General features: G+C 62.4%; 12 protein-coding genes. 2 read left to right on the forward strand and 10 right to left on the reverse strand.

All coding sequences use genetic code 11. The features are described 5' to 3' along the window. Positions 1–214: 214 nt before the first annotated feature. The 9 genes from cas2 to uvrA form a co-directional block, all read right to left on the reverse strand. Positions 215–505 (reverse strand): CRISPR-associated endonuclease Cas2, encoded by a 291-nt coding sequence (cas2, locus tag F812_RS0117210; RefSeq protein WP_026868224.1) that lies wholly within the window; start codon positions 503–505, stop codon positions 215–217. Between the two features lie 22 nt (positions 506–527). After that, on the reverse strand, positions 528–1,562 hold the full coding sequence (cas1c, locus tag F812_RS0117215) for a type I-C CRISPR-associated endonuclease Cas1c (protein ID WP_020087237.1): 1,035 nt from the start codon (positions 1,560–1,562) through the stop codon (positions 528–530). After that, positions 1,559–2,209, reverse strand: coding sequence for a CRISPR-associated protein Cas4 (gene cas4 / locus F812_RS0117220; RefSeq protein WP_020087238.1), 651 nt, complete (start codon positions 2,207–2,209; stop codon positions 1,559–1,561). Before cas4 ends, cas1c begins: the two co-directional genes overlap by 4 nt. A gap of 5 nt (positions 2,210–2,214) precedes the next feature. Continuing rightward, positions 2,215–3,165: a type I-C CRISPR-associated protein Cas7/Csd2 gene (cas7c, locus tag F812_RS0117225; RefSeq protein WP_020087239.1), complete on the reverse strand. Its 951-nt coding sequence runs from the start codon at positions 3,163–3,165 to the stop codon at positions 2,215–2,217. Beyond that, positions 3,165–4,916 (reverse strand): type I-C CRISPR-associated protein Cas8c/Csd1, encoded by a 1,752-nt coding sequence (gene cas8c, locus F812_RS0117230; RefSeq protein ID WP_020087240.1) that lies wholly within the window; start codon positions 4,914–4,916, stop codon positions 3,165–3,167. The genes cas7c and cas8c overlap by 1 nt, the downstream gene beginning before the upstream one ends. Positions 4,917–5,457: 541 nt before the next feature. Next, complete coding sequence (cas5c, locus tag F812_RS0117240) at positions 5,458–6,153, reverse strand: type I-C CRISPR-associated protein Cas5c (RefSeq protein WP_026868225.1); 696 nt, start codon at positions 6,151–6,153, stop codon at positions 5,458–5,460. Between the two features lie 84 nt (positions 6,154–6,237). Further along, complete coding sequence (locus F812_RS0117245; RefSeq protein WP_020087242.1) at positions 6,238–8,538, reverse strand: CRISPR-associated helicase/endonuclease Cas3; 2,301 nt, start codon at positions 8,536–8,538, stop codon at positions 6,238–6,240. A gap of 220 nt (positions 8,539–8,758) precedes the next feature. Then, on the reverse strand, positions 8,759–9,103 hold the full coding sequence (locus F812_RS0117250; RefSeq protein ID WP_020087243.1) for a zinc ribbon domain-containing protein YjdM: 345 nt from the start codon (positions 9,101–9,103) through the stop codon (positions 8,759–8,761). 256 nt (positions 9,104–9,359) lie between these two features. After that, positions 9,360–12,329, reverse strand: coding sequence for an excinuclease ABC subunit UvrA (gene uvrA / locus F812_RS0117260; RefSeq protein ID WP_083929237.1), 2,970 nt, complete (start codon positions 12,327–12,329; stop codon positions 9,360–9,362). Positions 12,330–12,617: 288 nt separating this feature from the next. On the opposite strand from uvrA, the gene F812_RS0117265 reads away from it, so the two are divergent. Then, positions 12,618–13,073, forward strand: a complete 456-nt coding sequence (locus F812_RS0117265) for an MEKHLA domain-containing protein (RefSeq protein ID WP_051113867.1) — start codon at positions 12,618–12,620, stop codon at positions 13,071–13,073. A 58-nt stretch (positions 13,074–13,131) separates the two neighbouring features. Here F812_RS0117265 and F812_RS0117270 read toward each other — a convergent pair whose 3' ends face one another. After that, positions 13,132–14,001, reverse strand: coding sequence for an AraC family transcriptional regulator (locus F812_RS0117270; protein WP_198011221.1), 870 nt, complete (start codon positions 13,999–14,001; stop codon positions 13,132–13,134). 459 nt (positions 14,002–14,460) lie between these two features. On the opposite strand from F812_RS0117270, the gene F812_RS0117275 reads away from it, so the two are divergent. Next, positions 14,461–17,079: an autotransporter outer membrane beta-barrel domain-containing protein gene (locus tag F812_RS0117275; protein ID WP_198011222.1), complete on the forward strand. Its 2,619-nt coding sequence runs from the start codon at positions 14,461–14,463 to the stop codon at positions 17,077–17,079. Position 17,080 lies beyond the last annotated feature (1 nt).

Below are 17,080 nucleotides of genomic sequence, written 5' to 3' on the forward strand. Positions count from 1 at the left end.
AGTTTCTATCCACGCCTCCGCGCAGGAGGCGACTGACTACAGCTAACCCATTCTATGAAAATTGAAAATTTAGACAGGAGCGCGAACCGCGATGCTGAGATTGAAAATGCCTCAATCTCATGCGTGAATGACGCCGGAATGCTCTTTCTGACCAATGAGTTATCGCAAGCGCGAACCTCGCCGAGGTTTCTGGCTTGCTTGAGGTTCGCGGAGATCAGACGATCAGGGGACCATTGAGATCGGCCGCCGGTTTCGCGCCAATGTGCTCAACGCGGCGCTCCCAGTTCGCGCCAAGCATGTAGAACCGCAGGCTATCATGCTCTGGATCGATCAAGCTGACGAGTCGGGCCTTGAGCTTCGTCCACTGCGCCGGGTCGACCTCGATCTCGAACACCGAATACTGCACCCTCTGGCCAAAGTCTCGACAGGCCTTCGCGACACGCCGGAGGCGCCTCTCGCCTCCTGGCTCACTGGTGCGCACATCATAGGTTACGAGCACCAGCATGGCTTCGCTCCCTTATAAGCCGTCACGACCAAATCCACGGAGGATACGCGTCGAGATCGCCGCGCAGGTGCCGCGCCAAGAGCTGGGCTTGAAGGTGCGGTACGAGGCCCAACGGCGCCGTCTCGTCGATGAAGGGATGACGCCGCTCCTCCTTTTTGCGCTCTTGCCACGCGGTGAGCACGGTTTTGCGCCCCTCGTCATTGAGCAAGATGGCGCCGCCCTCATGGCGCTCGAAATCGCGCGATCGAAGTTGCCGGCGGTTGATGAGAGACAGCGCCAGCCGATCCACAAATATGGGACGCAGCTCCTCCATGAGGTCGAGCGCGAGGCTCGGGCGCCCCGGACGCTCTCGGTGCAGAAACCCAACCGCGGGATCGAGGCCGACACCTTCGGCCGCGCTGCGGCAGTCGTGCGTCAGCAAAGTGTAAAGGAACGACAGTACCGCGTTTACGGGATCGAGAGGTGGCCGGCGGCTGCGGCCCTGGAAGCGAATACTCTCATCAGGCGAACGAACCAGCGCACCGAACACAGCAAAGTAGCCTTGCGCGGCTTCTCCCTCGCATCCACGCAACACATCGAGACCATCCGATGTCACGGCCACGCGTCGCAAAATCTGCGCCTGCCGTTCGACGACCGCTTCCACCTCACCACGGAGCGGAGACGCCATCTCGGCTCCATAATCGCGCAGGGCACGCTGAAGCACAGCGCGCTGATTGGCGATCTTCGCCGAAACGATGCTGCGCACGATCTCGTCCGGTTGGTCGGAGGCGCGATACTGAGAGCGACGCAGCAGCACGTTACCGGAGACAGGTCCTTCGATGCGGGCCTGGAAGCGTCCCCCACGGTCGAGAAGCACGATGGAGACGCCGAGCGGTGCCAGCGCCTGGATCAGCGGCGGCGAAACAAAGATGGCGCCGAAGAGGACCAGCGAGCTCAGCATGTGGAATGGAATGCGTGCACGCTCGGCACCCTCGACCTCGGCGACGAGGTTTTCGCCCTCCTTGCGGAGGGACGCGCCCTCGGTCGTGATATAGAGCGTGTTGAGCAATTTCTTCACGCGGGTTCGACCTTTTCGAGGGCGGCGGTGATGGCGCGGTCGCGAAATCCGCGCGCCGAACGGCCGATCGCCTGGGGACGGCAGACCTCGATCAGCGAGCAGGCGCGGCACCGATTGGCGCGATAGTCGGCGGGCGGGGTGATCCCCTGGGCAAGAACGGCACCGAAGGCGAGCGTGACCTCTTCCGTAAGCTGCCGGAGCTCGGTGTCGAAGGGCACGGAGAGGCGCCGCTTGGTCTCGGCATAAAAGAGCGCACCCTCCGGAACCGGCTCTCCGGTCATTTCCTCGAGACACAGCGCCTGAGCGCACAGCTGCACCTCGTCGGCCCGATGCTGTTTCGGTTTCCCGCGCTTGTACTCGACGGGAAACGGCGTCTCGCGCCTGTCATCAAGCAATCGAAACTCGACAAGATCGGCGACGCCCGCCAGATTGAGCCTGCGGCAGGTGAGAGGAAGTGCTGTGACACGGCGGATAAGGCCTCGCGTCCGCTTCCCAGGATCGTGCGCTGCCTCATGCAACACGCTTCCCTCGGCTGTGAAGCGATTGTCCTCCCAGAGCCGCTCGACATGAATGAGCGCGGCCTGCCTGAGGCAGAAGATCGCGTGCTGCAATGCCGATATCGGGATGGGATCATCGAGGTCTGGCATGGCGTCTAGAGCACGTCAACGATCTCGATGCCGTCTGGGACCGCGCTTCGATCCACTGCAACCGTATAATCGGCGTAGGCACGGGCCGGCGGGTAGTTATCGAGCTTTGGACTGCCGAGATCGTAGAGATCATCACCCACCTTGCGCTGGACCGTCACCCGCTCGAACAATCTGTGCGCTGGCGCATTTCCGAGTGCCGACGCGTGCTTGAACGCTATGACGCGACGCGACGCCATCTCGCCTCGGGCTGCGGAGCGGTCGTGCTCGAACATGACTTTCAGTGCCTCGAGCAGATGCGCGAGGTCCGCCTCGCCGAAGCCCGTCCGTTCAGCAAGCTTCGCGTTGACGAAAACGTGGGCCCGGTAGAGCCCATAGGGCACGATGTGCTTGCGCCCCATGGTCCGGTTTTCGGTACGCTCGTCGCTACCGTTCTTCTCGCGCTCGGCTTTCTCTTTTTCGTTGGTGGCAGCCATGCGCGTGATGGAGATCTCGAGGGGCAAGATCTTTTCGACGGATGAGGCGAAGGCAACTTGCACGGGGCCACGCACCTGACCGGCGTTGATGCCGGTGCTCATCACCGCGCCGAACGTGCGCACATCGAAAAAATTGTCACACATGAACTTGGTGATGGCTTTCGCTTCCTCTCCGTTTTTCGGATTGAGCTTCGGTGCCTTTTCTACGGTCTCGTCGTCTGGCCTTTTGGCCTTGTAGGCCTCGCGGTGCTGCTCGTTGAGGATCGAACCTTCCTGCACGTAGATCCGGTAACCCGGCTGGTCGCCTTTTGCGAGCTCGGTGTAGTTGCGAATTTTGCGCTTCAGCGAAACATCGGTCACGAGACCGCAGTTGGTCTCCGGATCGATACGCGGCAGATTACCGGCGTCGGGATCGCCGTTGGGGTTGCCATTCGTGACGTCGAAAAGAAAGACGATATCGTAGCGGTTCGCGAGTGCGGTCATCAGGCGGCCTCCCCGGCTTCACTCTTGTCTACTGCTTTGCGGAAGAACTCATTGCGCTGGTGGTAATAGCCGAGAGCGAATAGCGCCTGGCTCTTGTCCGGCAAACTCGCCGGATAGGGATCATGTCCAGGTTCCATCAGATCCATGATCTGGGCGACGGCCTTTTCCAGATTGATCCGCCGTCCAGGGCTCTGCTTGCCGACCTTCGACAGATGATTAGCGGAGCCAGCATCGAGAATGTGGAAGACCTTGCGCGGCTGGGCAGACGCCGAACCATAAAACTTGTCCTTTATGGTCGCGTTGACGCTCGTGCCCAGTGCCGCCACTTGGATCTGCTCGTAGACGGCGAACAGCCGCCCCAGCAGATAGCCGGGATCCTTGAAGTCGGTGTCGAGCGACACGGGGGCCTCCACTCTGAAGTTTCTGATCAGTACGGATTTGAGGATGGCGACACGCAATGCGTTGACGTCATGATCGGCGCGCAGTCGCATGATGACCGACGAAAGTAGTGTCAATGGATACGTTGTTCCGGTCAGAATTGCGCGCATCCATTCACCGGCGAGGTTAGGCTGGATGTTCTCAGATTTCCCGAGCACAGCTGTTTCGATCAGCATCCGCCACATGGTGGGAATTTCGTCTCGCGGTGGCGGATCGATGCTTAGGCGCTGGTGGTGCTCCGCGTAGCGCTTTGCGAGCACGCCAAAATCATCTTCGATATAGAAGCGGATGGAGAGTCGCGCGGCGTTGGGCGCAAGGCCGAGAATGTGGAAGCGAACTCCTGGCGCGAGCGCGGGCTGAAAATCCCCGACGGGTAGACCTGCGCGAATATTCGCGAGAATGTCACCTATCTTCGCCCCTTGGACGCTTTCGTCGATCTCGAACAAGAAAGCGAACATGCTTTCTGCGGCGTCTGCCGCCACCGCATTGGAGGCATCGGCCCAGAACACTGTGGAGGCATCCCCGATCTGAATGCGATGCTTGCTGTCCCGCTCGAGAAGATGGTTCAGCGCCGTCGTGTATGCAAAAGCCGCACGGTCGGAGATCGGCGCATTGTCACCTTGCTCGTGCTCGTAGGATGTGAACGCCTCGAGATTGAACGAGACAATGGAAGCACCGGAGGACTGTGCACCCCAGACCCCTTTGATCGCCGGATGAAGGCGTGCGACGGTTCCCCTGTTGCCATCCACGAGGCAAATGCCTTCGGCTTTCTCGCCCTCCCCTGAGAGCCGCGCCCAAAGGTCTCGTGTGGCTTGCCGGTCGTGGATGCGGACGTTTGCCAACCGCTCGCTCTCGAGGGCGAAGACGACGTTCTGGTCCTTCATCTCGTCCGGCCAACCCAATTCCGCGAACTTCTCGGGCTTCCAGAAATCAAGGAAGCGCAACAACGCGAGCAGGCCCTCGTCCTTGCTCCCCGCGAGCCACTCGCGGTGGCAATCGATAAAAGCTTCGTGCTCCTGAGCGGTGCGTCTGCCTTCCTGTGCTGTGACGCCGAGCACATAAGCCGTCTTGTCCCAAAGAAAATTGGGAGCGACGCCGGACGTGCGCTTGCTCGGCTGCGGCACGGCCATAGCCCGCGCGGTGCGCTTGCGCCCTTCTCCTTCGCGCAAATCGATGGGCTCGCCGGCAGCCGATCCATCGGGATTCAGCGAGATGAGGAATCCAACGTTCTGTTGCGAGTAGCCGAAGGCGGGCGCTGTGCCCTGCGCGGCTAAGCGGTCATAAAGACGGGCAAGGGAGGCGAGAATACTCATCTGCCATGTCTCCGAATGGGAGAGGTGGGCTCACCGCCATAGGGCTGTTTTACTGCGTCTTTCCAATCATCGTTTCGATCCACGCCAAGTGGCGACTGGAGCGGTGAGCCCGCCGCCAACGTAGGTAAAATACGATGAAAAGTCGATATGGAACTTCGATGAATGGAATGAGGCTGTTTGCAGCCCATTCCATACCACCATTGCGAAGCTCCGCCGAATCGCCGACATTGGTTCAGGCACTCGCCGCGAACGCTGTCGCAGCTCACGAAAGCTCTGGAACGGGCGGAGCGCGGAAGGGCGCTCCGGAGCGCTAGGCTTAAACCTAGCACCCCGGAGATACGACGATGGCGTATTGTTCGTGGCCCAAACCCATACACGTATCCGCATACGTGAGGGTTCGTAACGGCAAGCTTGAGCACGTATGTGCTCACTGCAGGTCGTACCCTTCCCGCAAGGGATAGCCTCGGAGGCACGACGCGGCGAGTGCTGCCTGCTAAAAATACCGAGATTCGGTTAGGCGTGCCAAACGAAATAGGGATGCTCACCGCCGCACCTCCGGCGAGTTGGGCGGCGGAACCTTGAGAACGCCGTCCTTCAACGTGGCGCGAAACACCATCGTCGAGCGGTCGCCCGCGTGGTCGATGTCGTAGAGCATAAAGCCGAGGTCGCGCGGCCGGCCGAAGCCGAGGCTTTCGCTGCGGTCTTCTTCTGACACCATAGGCATCTCAGCATCCGGCTCGATCGGCTCGAATTCCGCGGTGAATTCCCGCGTACCCAAGCACGGCTGGTGGAAGCACTGTCCCTTGCGGGCTCGCCGATTGAAGGTATCGAGGTGCTTGCCCTCGTTGTCGCCCTGGCCCGCCATCGCCGTCAGCTCGAAATGGGCGCAGATGACGTAGGCGACGTTTGTCAGAACGGTCGAAGCGCGCTGCTGCCGGTGCTCCTCCACGACGAGTGCGAGATCGCCGACAATCCCGCTGTTCATTGCCTTTCGCGCAGCGGCGGCCGAAGCTTTCGCGCCCACCTCATTGCGGCGGATGGATTGGAAGCGAATGGGTTTCAGAACGTGGATCTCGTCGATGATCCATTGGATGGCCGGCTTCCAGTGAATGGCCTCGATGATCCCGCGCGCGGCCGACGGCGTCATGACGTCGTAGGAGACACGCTCTACTTTCATTTCCGGCCGTGTAAAGCAGGCGTACTTGCCGCTGACCAGTAGCCGAACTCCATAAGACATTGGCTCTGTTCCCCCATCGGCGTTCATCTCGTCAAGGCGAGCGAGGGGACGTTTGCACGCAGTGATTGCGGAAACAATGCAGAACTAGATCGTATTCCCCTCTATCCCCAACTCATCCGCTTTTTCCCAGACCAGTCCTGCCTCCCGGCTGTAGAAGCTCTCGGTCTTGAGCACCACGAATTGCGTGTCGAAGCCCTCGACGAATGCGGCATGGCCGTTTTCAATTAGCGCGTTGCGATGTTTCGGCGGTACTTGCACGAGATAACCCTGTAGCTCTCGCGCCGCTTTGCCTGCCGGCATCCCTCCCCGTAACGCGCTGAGAACTTCCTTCGGCTTGTCATCGATAGCAATGATCACCGGCTCCATGCCGTCCTTGATGAGACGAAACGCTTCGCCGACGGTACGATAGGAGAAGTTCGTGGTTCCGCCATCCAAGGCGAAAGACTCCTGCACTGACCCTTTAACGTTCTCCCCATTCAAGTTCTTCACCGGAATACGGTCGAGCCCATCGCCCTTATGCCAATAGACTTCCTTGAAATAGAGCTCGATCGCGGCCTGCGAAAACAGGTCCGAATGCCTTGGCGCGACGCGTGTCATCGCGGCGGCGAAGTCTTTGATCTCCTTTGGCGGCTCGGCCTCGGTCGGACGAAACACGATGACGAAGCTATCCTCCTTGGGCCTCTCCCATTCACGATTGCAGCGGCCGGCCGCTTGAATGATTTGATCCAACCCTGCTTCTGCGCGCCAGACGCGGGGAAAGGAGATGTCTACGCCGGCTTCAATCAGACTCGTGGCGACGACGCGGCACGGCTCCTTTGCATCAAGCTTGCTCCGCACTGTGGCCAGAATTTTCTTTCGATCTGCAGCCGTCTGTCGTGTGGTGAGGTGCACGAGACTTTCCAAGCCCTTCATCTTCGCCGCGCGATACAAAGCAAGTGCATGCTGGCGGCTGTTGACGATGACGAGCCCCCTCTCGACCTGACTGAGCTCGGAGATGAGCGCGTCGTCCGATAGCTCGCCTGCAACACGAAGCGTGACCCGGCGGAAGGCATCGTGTAGCTTGGCTGGGTCAGGCGCGAGTTCCTGCGTTGTCTCAAAACCGCCCGCGAACGAGGGCGCCAGCAAAGCCGGCTGCGTCGCCGTACAGAGCACGATCGTGCAGCCATAGTTGCGCGCCAGCTCGTCCAGCGCCGCCACGCAAGGGCGCAAGACGTGCAAGGGGATTGTCTGCGCCTCGTCGAGGATGATCACAGCGTTGGCGAGGTTGTGCAGCTTACGGCAGCGGGAAGGTCGATGTGCGAACAGACTCTCGAACAGTTGCACGTTTGTGGTGACGATGAGCGGTGCATCCCAATTCTCCATGGCCCGGCGCAGCTTGGCCTCGGGCATCTGATCCTCACACCTATCGTCTGCCTCAGATCGAGCGTTCGTCTCTAGTTGAGAGTGATGTTCGAGAACGATGTTTTCGCCAAGCACGTCGCCAAAGATCTTTGCCGTCTGGTCGATGATCGAGGTGAACGGGATAGAGTAAATAATGCGATCCATGCTCCAGCGCTTCGCATGTTCGAGCGCGAATGCCAGCGACGCTAGGGTCTTCCCACCTCCAGTTGGCACCTCGAGCGTGAAGACGCCTTTGGGCATCGCTGCCTTGCTGCGTACCTGAGCGAGAATATCGCTGCGCAGGATATTCAGCGGTGTACCGCGCTCCGCCTGTGGAATGTCTGCTAGCTTCCTTTCCATGTGGGCGTCGAACGCCAAGACTAACCCGTCAACGTTATTCTTGAGAGAGGGCCACTCCCTGTCGACAGGTCCTCCACTCACTTGGGCGTAGTGGTTCTCGGTATCGAGGTAATCCGCATCCACAAGGCATGAAAAAATCATCCGACCAAGAAAGGCGAGCTGAAACGCCGCTTGCTCTCTGCTCTTTCGCTGAAGGATGAAACGCGCGGGGAAAAGGTCTCGGCTCTCTGGTTCGATCTCCCTGGCCCAAACAGGATCAAGATCGGGAAGCTTCTTGTCCTTGAGGCGGGAATCCAGAGAGGCTGAGACCCCTTGGCGATCGGGTAGGCCCGCGTGATGACCAGCAATCGCGTAAGCCACAAGCTCTGCAATCAGCTTATCCATCGTCCCCGGAGCTGCAAGCTTCATAGCCTCGCGCGCACCCGCGGTGGAGTGATCGACGCTCTGACCCCGCCCGGCGATGTAGGTTTGGAATGCCGAGGAGTATTTTCCCAGATCATGCAGCCAGCCCGATAGTTCGGCGGCTTTGCGCGCACCGAACTTGCTGCCCCGATCGCCGGCCAGCTCGGCGACTGCGCGAAGGTGATCAACGAGGGATTGCCAATCGGCACGATCCTCGCGTTCCGTCGAGTGCGCGTAGTGCATCTGTCTCACCCCAAGTGGAGGCGTCTTGCCCCCAACTTCGCCGACTGCCAGTCTAGCTGCACGAAACGTTTGAGTGGGAAGAGACACGTCGTTTCCCTGGGGAAAAGCGGACGCGCAAGCATCTCGTCAATATGTGCGTTGTCCACGAATGTCTGACGTCCGCAATCTCGGCATGACGGACATTAGTGGTGGCGGTATCGGGCGCTCCAGGCCCCCCCCCTCACGCCTTCTTTACGAACTCGGACTTGAGGCTCATGGCGCCGATGCCGTCGATTTTGCAGTCGATGTCGTGATCGCCGCCGACGAGGCGGATGTTCTTCACCTTCGTGCCCATCTTGATGACTTTGGACGAGCCTTTCAGCTTGAGGTCCTTGATCACGGTGACGGTGTCGCCGTCCTGCAGGACGTTCCCCGCGGAGTCGCGGATCATGGTTTCGTCCGCTGCTTCGGACGCTTGCGGGGCGTCAGCGCTCCATTCGTGCGCGCACTCCGGGCAGATGAGGACGCTTCCGTCCTCATAGGTGAAGGTGGAGTTGCACTTGGGGCAGGGAGGGAGCGTGCTCATGTCTGTGTTCCGGTTCGTGGTCCGTGATGCGGGGTGTTGTGGGCAGTTGAGGTCGCGACGATGAGGTGAGCCTGGGAATCGCGAGCATCCGGCGCTAACCTCATGCGCGGTTATAGAGCATGGAGACAGCCGTCATGTCGAAAGGCCAAAGAGCACAGAAGGAAAAGCGCAAGCCGAAGAAGGAGAAGCCGAAGGCCTCTCCAGGCGGCAAGTGAGCTGGTTGGAATGACCGGGCAGGCGGCCGGCGCGCGGGTCGCTACTCCGCCGCCTGCTTCTTGCCGCCTGATGACTTGGAGCGCCTGACCAGCAGTTCCTTGAGATAGCGGCCGGTGTAGCTTTCCTTCACGGCTGCCACGTCTTCCGGCGTGCCGGCCGCGACGATCCTGCCGCCGCCGTCGCCGCCTTCGGGGCCGAGGTCGATGATCCAGTCGGCGGTCTTGATGACCTCGAGGTTGTGCTCGATGACGACGACGGTGTTGCCGGCGTCGGCCAACTCGTGCAGCACCTCCAGGAGCTTCGCCACGTCGTGGAAGTGAAGGCCCGTAGTCGGCTCGTCGAGGATGTAGAGCGTGCGGCCCGTGGCGCGGCGTGACAGCTCCTTCGACAGCTTGATGCGCTGCGCCTCGCCGCCCGAGAGCGTCGTCGCCTGCTGGCCGATGTGGATGTAGCCCAAGCCGACGCGGGCCAGGGTCTCCAGCTTGTCGCGGATCGGCGGCACGGCCTTGAAGAAGTCGGCGCCTTCCTCGACCGTCATGTCCAGCACGTCGGCGATGGACTTTTCGCGGAAGGTGACCTCCAGCGTCTCGCGATTGTAGCGCTTGCCCTTGCACTGGTCGCAGGTGACGTAGACGTCCGGCAGGAAGTGCATCTCGATCTTGATGACGCCGTCGCCCTGGCAGGCCTCGCAGCGGCCGCCCTTCACGTTGAACGAGAAGCGGCCAGGTCCGTAGCCGCGCGCCTTCGCCTCGGGCAGGCCCGCGAACCAGTCGCGGATCGGCGTGAAGGCGCCGGTGTAAGTGGCCGGGTTCGAGCGCGGCGTGCGGCCGATGGGCGACTGGTCGATGTCGATCACCTTGTCGAGGTGCTCGAGGCCTTCGAGCTTGTCGAAGGGGGCCGGGTGCTCGCGCGCGTTGTTGAGCTTGCGGGCGACGGCCTTGAAGATGGTGTCGATCAGCAACGTGGACTTGCCGCCGCCCGAGACGCCGGTGATGCAGGTGAGGAGCCCCAGAGGGATCTCGGCGGTGACGTTCTGCAGATTGTTGCCGCGCGCGCCGGTGACTTTGAGCGAGCGGCCCTTCTCGGGCTTGCGGCGCTGTTTCGGCAACGGGATCTGGCGGGCGCCCGAGAGATACTGGCCGGTGAGGCTCTTGGGATCCGCCATGATGTCGTCAGGCGTGCCCTGCGCGATGATCTCGCCGCCGTGGACGCCCGCGCCCGGGCCGATGTCCACCACGTGGTCGGCGGTGAGGATCGCGTCCTCGTCATGCTCGACGACGATGACGGTGTTGCCGAGGTCGCGCAGGTGGCGCAGCGTGCCGAGCAGGCGGTCGTTGTCGCGCTGGTGCAGGCCGATGGAGGGCTCGTCGAGTACATAGAGCACGCCGGTCAAGCCGGAGCCGATCTGCGAGGCGAGGCGGATGCGCTGGCTCTCGCCGCCGGAGAGGGTGCCGGAGGAGCGGGACAGCGTGAGGTATTCGAGGCCGACGTCGTTCAGGAAGACGAGGCGCTCGCGGATCTCCTTCAGGATGCGCGTCGCGATCTCGGTCTGCTGCTTGGTGAAGGTCTTCGGAACCTCGGCGAACCACTGGTTGGCGGCCTTGATGGAGAGATCGCAGACCTCGCCGATGTGCTTGCCGCCGACCTTCACGGCGAGTGCCTGCGGCTTGAGGCGGTAGCCGTGGCAAGAGTCGCACGGGTGGGCGCCCTGGTAGCGGGAGAGCTCCTCGCGCACCCAGTCGCTGTCCGTCTCGCGCCAGCGGCGCTCGATGTTGCCGATGACGCCTTCGAAGGCCTTCGAGGTCTTGTAGCGGCGCAGCCCGTCCTCGTAGGTGAACTCCACCTCCTCCTCGCCGGTGCCGTAGAGGATGGCGAGCTGCACGTGCTTGGGCAGGCGCTCCCATGGCATCGACATCGGCACCTTGTAGTGCTTGGCGAGGGCTTCGAGCGTCTGCTCGTAGTAGGGCGAGGTGTTTCCGGTGCGCGACCACGGGTAGACTGCGCCGTCCTTGAGCGAGAGCGTCTGGTCGGGCACGACGAGGTCGGGCTCGAACTGCAACTCGGTGCCGAGGCCGTCGCATTCCGGGCAAGCGCCGGCGGGCGCGTTGAACGAGAAGAGGCGCGGCTCGATCTCCTCGATGGTGAAGCCGGAGACGGGACAGGCGAAGCGGGCCGAGAAGGTGATGCGCTCGTGCGTCTCGTTCTTGCTCTTGTTGGCGCCTTCGGTCTCGGCCTTCGAGAGCGGCTTGTCGGCGAACTCCGCGACGGCAATGCCGTCGGAAAGGCCGAGGGCGGTCTCGAAGCTGTCGGCCGCGCGCTTGGCGATGTCGGCCTTCACGACGAGGCGGTCCACGACGACGTCGATGTCGTGCTTGAACTTCTTGTCGAGCTTGGGCGCGTCGGGGATCTCGTAGAAGCTCCCGTCGATTTTGACGCGCTGGAAGCCCTTTTTCTGGAACTCCGCCAACTCCTTCTTGAACTCGCCCTTGCGGCCGCGCGCGATGGGGGCCAGCAGGTAGAGGCGCGTGCCCTCGGGCAGTGCGAGCACGCGGTCCACCATCTGCGAGACGGTCTGGCTTTCGATGGGCAGGCCGGTTGCGGGCGAATAGGGCACGCCGACGCGCGCGAACAGCAGGCGCAGGTAGTCATAGATCTCGGTGACGGTGCCTACGGTCGAGCGCGGGTTCTTGGAGGTCGTCTTCTGCTCGATGGAGATGGCGGGCGACAGGCCGTCGATGTGATCGACGTCCGGCTTCTGCATCATCTCGAGGAACTGGCGGGCGTAGGCCGAGAGGCTTTCGACATAGCGGCGCTGGCCTTCGGCGTAGATGGTGTCGAAGGCGAGGGACGATTTGCCGGAGCCCGAGAGGCCGGTGAACACGACAAGGGCGTCGCGCGGGACCTCGAGGTCCACGTTCTTCAGGTTGTGCTCGCGGGCGCCCCGGACGTGGATGGTTTTCATCAACTCGGAGCCGGGGCGGGGGGCGGACTTCTTCGGGGATTTGCTCATGGCGCCCTACGTAGCGCGCCGGCTGGGCGGCGGCAATGCAACCCAACGGCGCGGCGGCAAATATTGGCGTGAATGCCGGGATATAGGATGCCTCGGTCGATCTTCACATCCCGGTTTGGCACGGGATGCCCGGCGGCACCCGCAGAGGGTGTGCTGGAGGAGTGGTCTCTAAGCTTAGGCGGGACAAGCAGAAATTCAGATTTTCTGGCTCGCCCTGTTGCTCTATGTCTGCTGCAATCGCTCTTGTCTGCTCAAGGCTGTAGCTCGCCACGGATGGCTGTCTCCACGATGCAAATGCCCGATCTCGACGACGCGCAGCGTGCCCACGTCGCCTGCATCGCCGACAGCTACGCCCGGCTGACGGGGCAGCCGCTGGTCGCGGGCGGAAGCGGCTTGGCGGCCGCGCTGTGGTCGGCCCCGCTTGCGATCGTCGCGCATGGCACCGAGGCCGATCCGATCTTCTTCTTCGGCAACCGAACCGCGCTCTCGCTGTTCGAAATGAACTTCGACGCTTTCACGCGGTTGCCGTCGCGGCTCTCGGCCGAGCCGCTTCATCGCGACGAGCGCGCGCGTCTGCTCGAGCGGGTCACGCGCGACGGCATCATTACGGATTATGCGGGCGTGCGGGTGTCCGCGACAGGCAAGCGTTTCCGCATCGCCAACGCCGCGGTGTGGAACCTGACGGATGCCCAGGGAGCGGCGGCTGGCCAAGCCGCTGCGTTCAGCGAATGGCATCCGCTCTGAGCCTGCCCGGAAGCCGGATAGACCCCGTCGCGACGCGGGGCATGTGTCCGGAACACGCTCAGCGGCGCCAGCGAACCTCGCCAGGGGTCATCCCGTATTCCTGTCGGAACGCGCGATTCAATGCGGAGGCCTCGGGAAACCCGCATTCGAGCGCGATCGATAGGATCGATCGGCCGGCGTTGTGCGGGCTCTCCAGCATCGCGCGGGCACGTGCGACGCGGGCCTGGCGCACGAAGTCCGAAAAGCTCGTGCCTTTGCGGGCGAGTAGCCGTTGCAGATGGCGAGGGGTGACGTTCTGGCGGGCGGCGATCCATTCGAGGCTTAGGTTGGTGTCTCCCAGGTTGGCGAAGACGTCGGCTTCGAGGGCTTTCAAACGAATGGAAGCGAGTGAGGTTTGTGCCGCTTCCTGCTGAAATTCCGCCGAGGCCCCGACCGCCAATGCCAGCATGTCCTGCAGGTGGCGCGCGGCGATGGCCTGGACCGCAGTGCCCGCCAGCGGATCGGCCTCAAGCAAGCCCCCGTAGCGGGCGAGCAACGAAAGCATGGGGACGTTCTTGCGGATCGCCAGGATCGGCGCGGAGCCGATCTGCGATGTCAGGCGCGCGATGTCACGATGGGCTACGCTCAATGCCCAGCATGAGCTGCGCTCGTGAAGTACGAGCCGCATCTCCCTTGCCTTTGACAGAAGCACCGCATCGCCGGGCTGGAGAATGATGTCGTCTCTGCCCGGCGCGACGACCGTCATGCGTGATTGTGGCATCACCAGCATGAGGTCGTCGCAGCCGTCCTTGACGAGCGACGCCGTGCGCGCGGTTGCCACCGCTGACGAAATCGCGGTTCCCCAGCTGGCTCCGGGAACGATCCGCAGGCCGGCCGTGTATTCGAACGGCGCGTCGGGCGCCAGGGCCTCGACCTCGGTCTTCATCATGTCGGAAAGGTAGTCTCGCAGCGCGGAGAGGCGCTTGTGGTCCGGGACGCTGACAGCGGAGAAGCCGAGCGACGGTGCTGGTTGCGAGGTGTCTGGTTCCATTGCGCATCTCAGAGCTTCGGTATGCCGACTATGAGCACGGAGGGTTTGCCCGATCAACCCGCACAGCGAATTTCTCTTTGAAACTGCAACGCTTTTAGCACATCGGCAGGAATTCGCGCGGGAGGTCGCCTGGCGTCAAGCCCGAGGTCGCCGGGCGTCAATACGGATAGGGGGCAATCCTTATCTTGCATCCGGGCGGGTGCGCGAGTCGGTGGCCGCGCTGGGTTCATAGAAGAGGGCAGGATGAAGTCGAGGTCGTCAGCAAATCGCGTGGCGTTCAAACGTGAAGGCCGCCCGGCTTGGCCGAAAGGGGCGGGGCTTCGCTCTGTGTCCGTGCTTGTCCTTGCGGTTGCGGGGATGGCACGGCCGTCGGTGGCAGACGAATGGACCGGCGCGTTTTCTGATGTGTGGCACAGCGCCGCCAACTGGGACACGAATACCGTTCCGACGGGCTCGAGCTCGGTCTTCATCAACACCGAGGGGGCGGGCTGGCCCGTCATCAACGGTGCCAACGCGTATGCGGAAGTGGTTCGTATCGGTGTTTCTGCCGCGGGTGGAAGTCTCTCCATTTACAACGCCGGAACGCTCACGAGCTTGTCTGCGGATATTGGGCTCAACGATACCGGCTCGGCCACTGTGAGCGGGGCCGGGTCGCTGTGGGCGGTTGCGACCTACATGGAACTGGGGTTTGTGGGAAGCGGAACGCTGACGATCCAAAGCGGCGGCGCCGTGACGAGCCAGGACGGTTATCTCAGCAATCGGGCTGCCGGCAGCGGCACGGTCGATGTCACCACCGGCGGCTCGTGGACGAATTCGCGGGAGTTGTTCGTCGGATATCAAGGTGCGGGCGCCTTGAATGTGAACACCGGCGGTACAGTTTCTTCGGTGATTACGACGCTCGGCTTCTATGGTGCGTCCACCGGTACGGTGATCGTGGACGGGTCCGGTTCAGCGCTCAGCAGCTCCGGCAACCTGTTCGTCGGGCGAGAAGGCACGGGCACTCTCACCGTGACCAACGGCGGCGTTGTCAGCAATTCCACAGGCCTAGTCGGCAGGTACGCTGGATCCCGAGGCTCGGTCAGCGTGGATGGCGCGGACTCGAGATGGGACAACGCAAACAACCTGGCTGTCGGTGTGGAGGGCCAGGGTACCCTGTCCGTTACCAATGGAGCCGCGGTGACCAACTATCGCGGCTTCATTGCAGAAGGTGAAAACTCGTCGGGTTCGGTGACGGTATCCGGCTCCGGTTCGACGTGGACCAACTCCGGCGATCTGTGGGTTGGTGGGGCCGGCGACGGCGCCCTCACGATCCAAGACGGTGCACAGGCCGTCAGCAATGGCGGTATCATCGGTCGCTATGGAACAGGGTCGGGTACGGCGCTGGTGACGGGCGCCAATTCCGTTTGGGATCTCGGTAGCGAACTTCTCCTTGTCGGACTGGGCGGGGAGGGACAGCTTACTGTTTCGAACGGCGGCCTTGTCGACGGGCGGATCAGCATCGGAAGCTATGGCGTTCTAAATGGTAACGGAACGGTTGGACGCACGTTCGTGTCCGCGGGCGGTGTGGTGGCGCCGGGGCTTTCGATCGGAACGCTCAACATATCGGGTGATATCGACTTCGCCGCTGGTTCGATCTACGAGGTGGAGGTAGATGCCGCAGGCCAGTCAGATCGCATCGACGCGACGGGAATTGCAACTCTCGACGGCGGCCACGTGCGGGTGCTCGCGCAAGCAGGCCTCTACGCCGCTTCGACGTCCTACACGATCGTCACCGCCGCAGGAGGGCTTGCGGGATCCTTCGACAGCGTCAGCTCCAATTTTGCCTTTCTCAATCCGTCGCTGAGCTATGATGCCAACGCCGCCTACCTCACGCTGACGCGCAACGCGTTCAGTTTCGGATCGGTCGGCGCAACACCGAACCAGATTGCGACGGGAGCCGGTGTCGACAGCACCGGTTTCGGAAACCCGATCTATGATCAAGTTCTCTATCTGACGGCGCCCGAGGCGCAGCGCGCGTTCGACCAGTTGTCCGGTGAGGTCTACGCGTCGGTTCAGAGTGCGTTCGTGGAAGATAGCCGTTTCGTGCGTGCGGCAGCTCTCGATCGCCTGCGTCGGCTGCTCGATGATGGCGCCCCGGCCGGAGGCGGTAATGCGCTGGCTTCATGGGGGCATGGCTTCGGATCCTGGGCGCACACCGATAGCGATGGAAACGCGGCGAAGCTGGATCGCGTGACGGGGGGCGTCATCGCCGGCGTGGATGCGCGCGCGTTCGACGCGTGGCGCGTCGGGGCGATGGCCGGTTACAGCCGCACCGATTTCGATGTTGACAACCGGGCTTCCTCCGGTGAAAGCGAAAACTATTCGCTCGGCTTTTACGGCGGCCGCCAGTGGGCTGCGCTGGCGTGGCGGTCTGGCGCCGCGTACACATGGCATGATGCCGACGTTTCGCGCGCCGTGGTGCTGCCAAGCTTCTCCGATCAAACGACCGGGCGTTTCGATGCCGAAACGCTGCAGATTTTTTCGGAACTCACCTACGGGTTCAGGGCCGGAGGTGTGCGTTACGAACCGTTCGGAAATTTTGCTTACGTCCGTGTCGACGCTGATCGCCTGCGCGAGGCAGGCGGAGAGGCGGTACTTGTGATTTCCAGCGGAAGCATGGATACGGGGTTCGCCACGCTCGGCCTGCGGGCGGCTGCGGATTTCTCCCTTGCGGGTCTGTCGGCGACGGCTAAGGCAACGATCGGCTGGCGGCATGGCTTCGGTGATACTTCGCCGTCGTCGTCGATGCGCTTCGCGGCCGGCGGGGACACCTTCGTGGTCGGCGGCGTGCCGATCGCGGACAACGCGTTCGTCGTGGAAGCCGGTCTCGATTTCAAGCTGTCGCCCTTCGCTTCGTTCGGCCTGTCGACGAACGGACAATACGCGTCCGGCTTCGTCGATCAAACGGTGCGCGCCAATCTCGACGTCCAGTTCTAGG

It is taken from the genome of Hyphomicrobium zavarzinii ATCC 27496 (assembly GCF_000383415.1).
In the GTDB taxonomy this organism is placed as follows: Bacteria; Pseudomonadota; Alphaproteobacteria; order Rhizobiales; family Hyphomicrobiaceae; genus Hyphomicrobium_C; species Hyphomicrobium_C zavarzinii.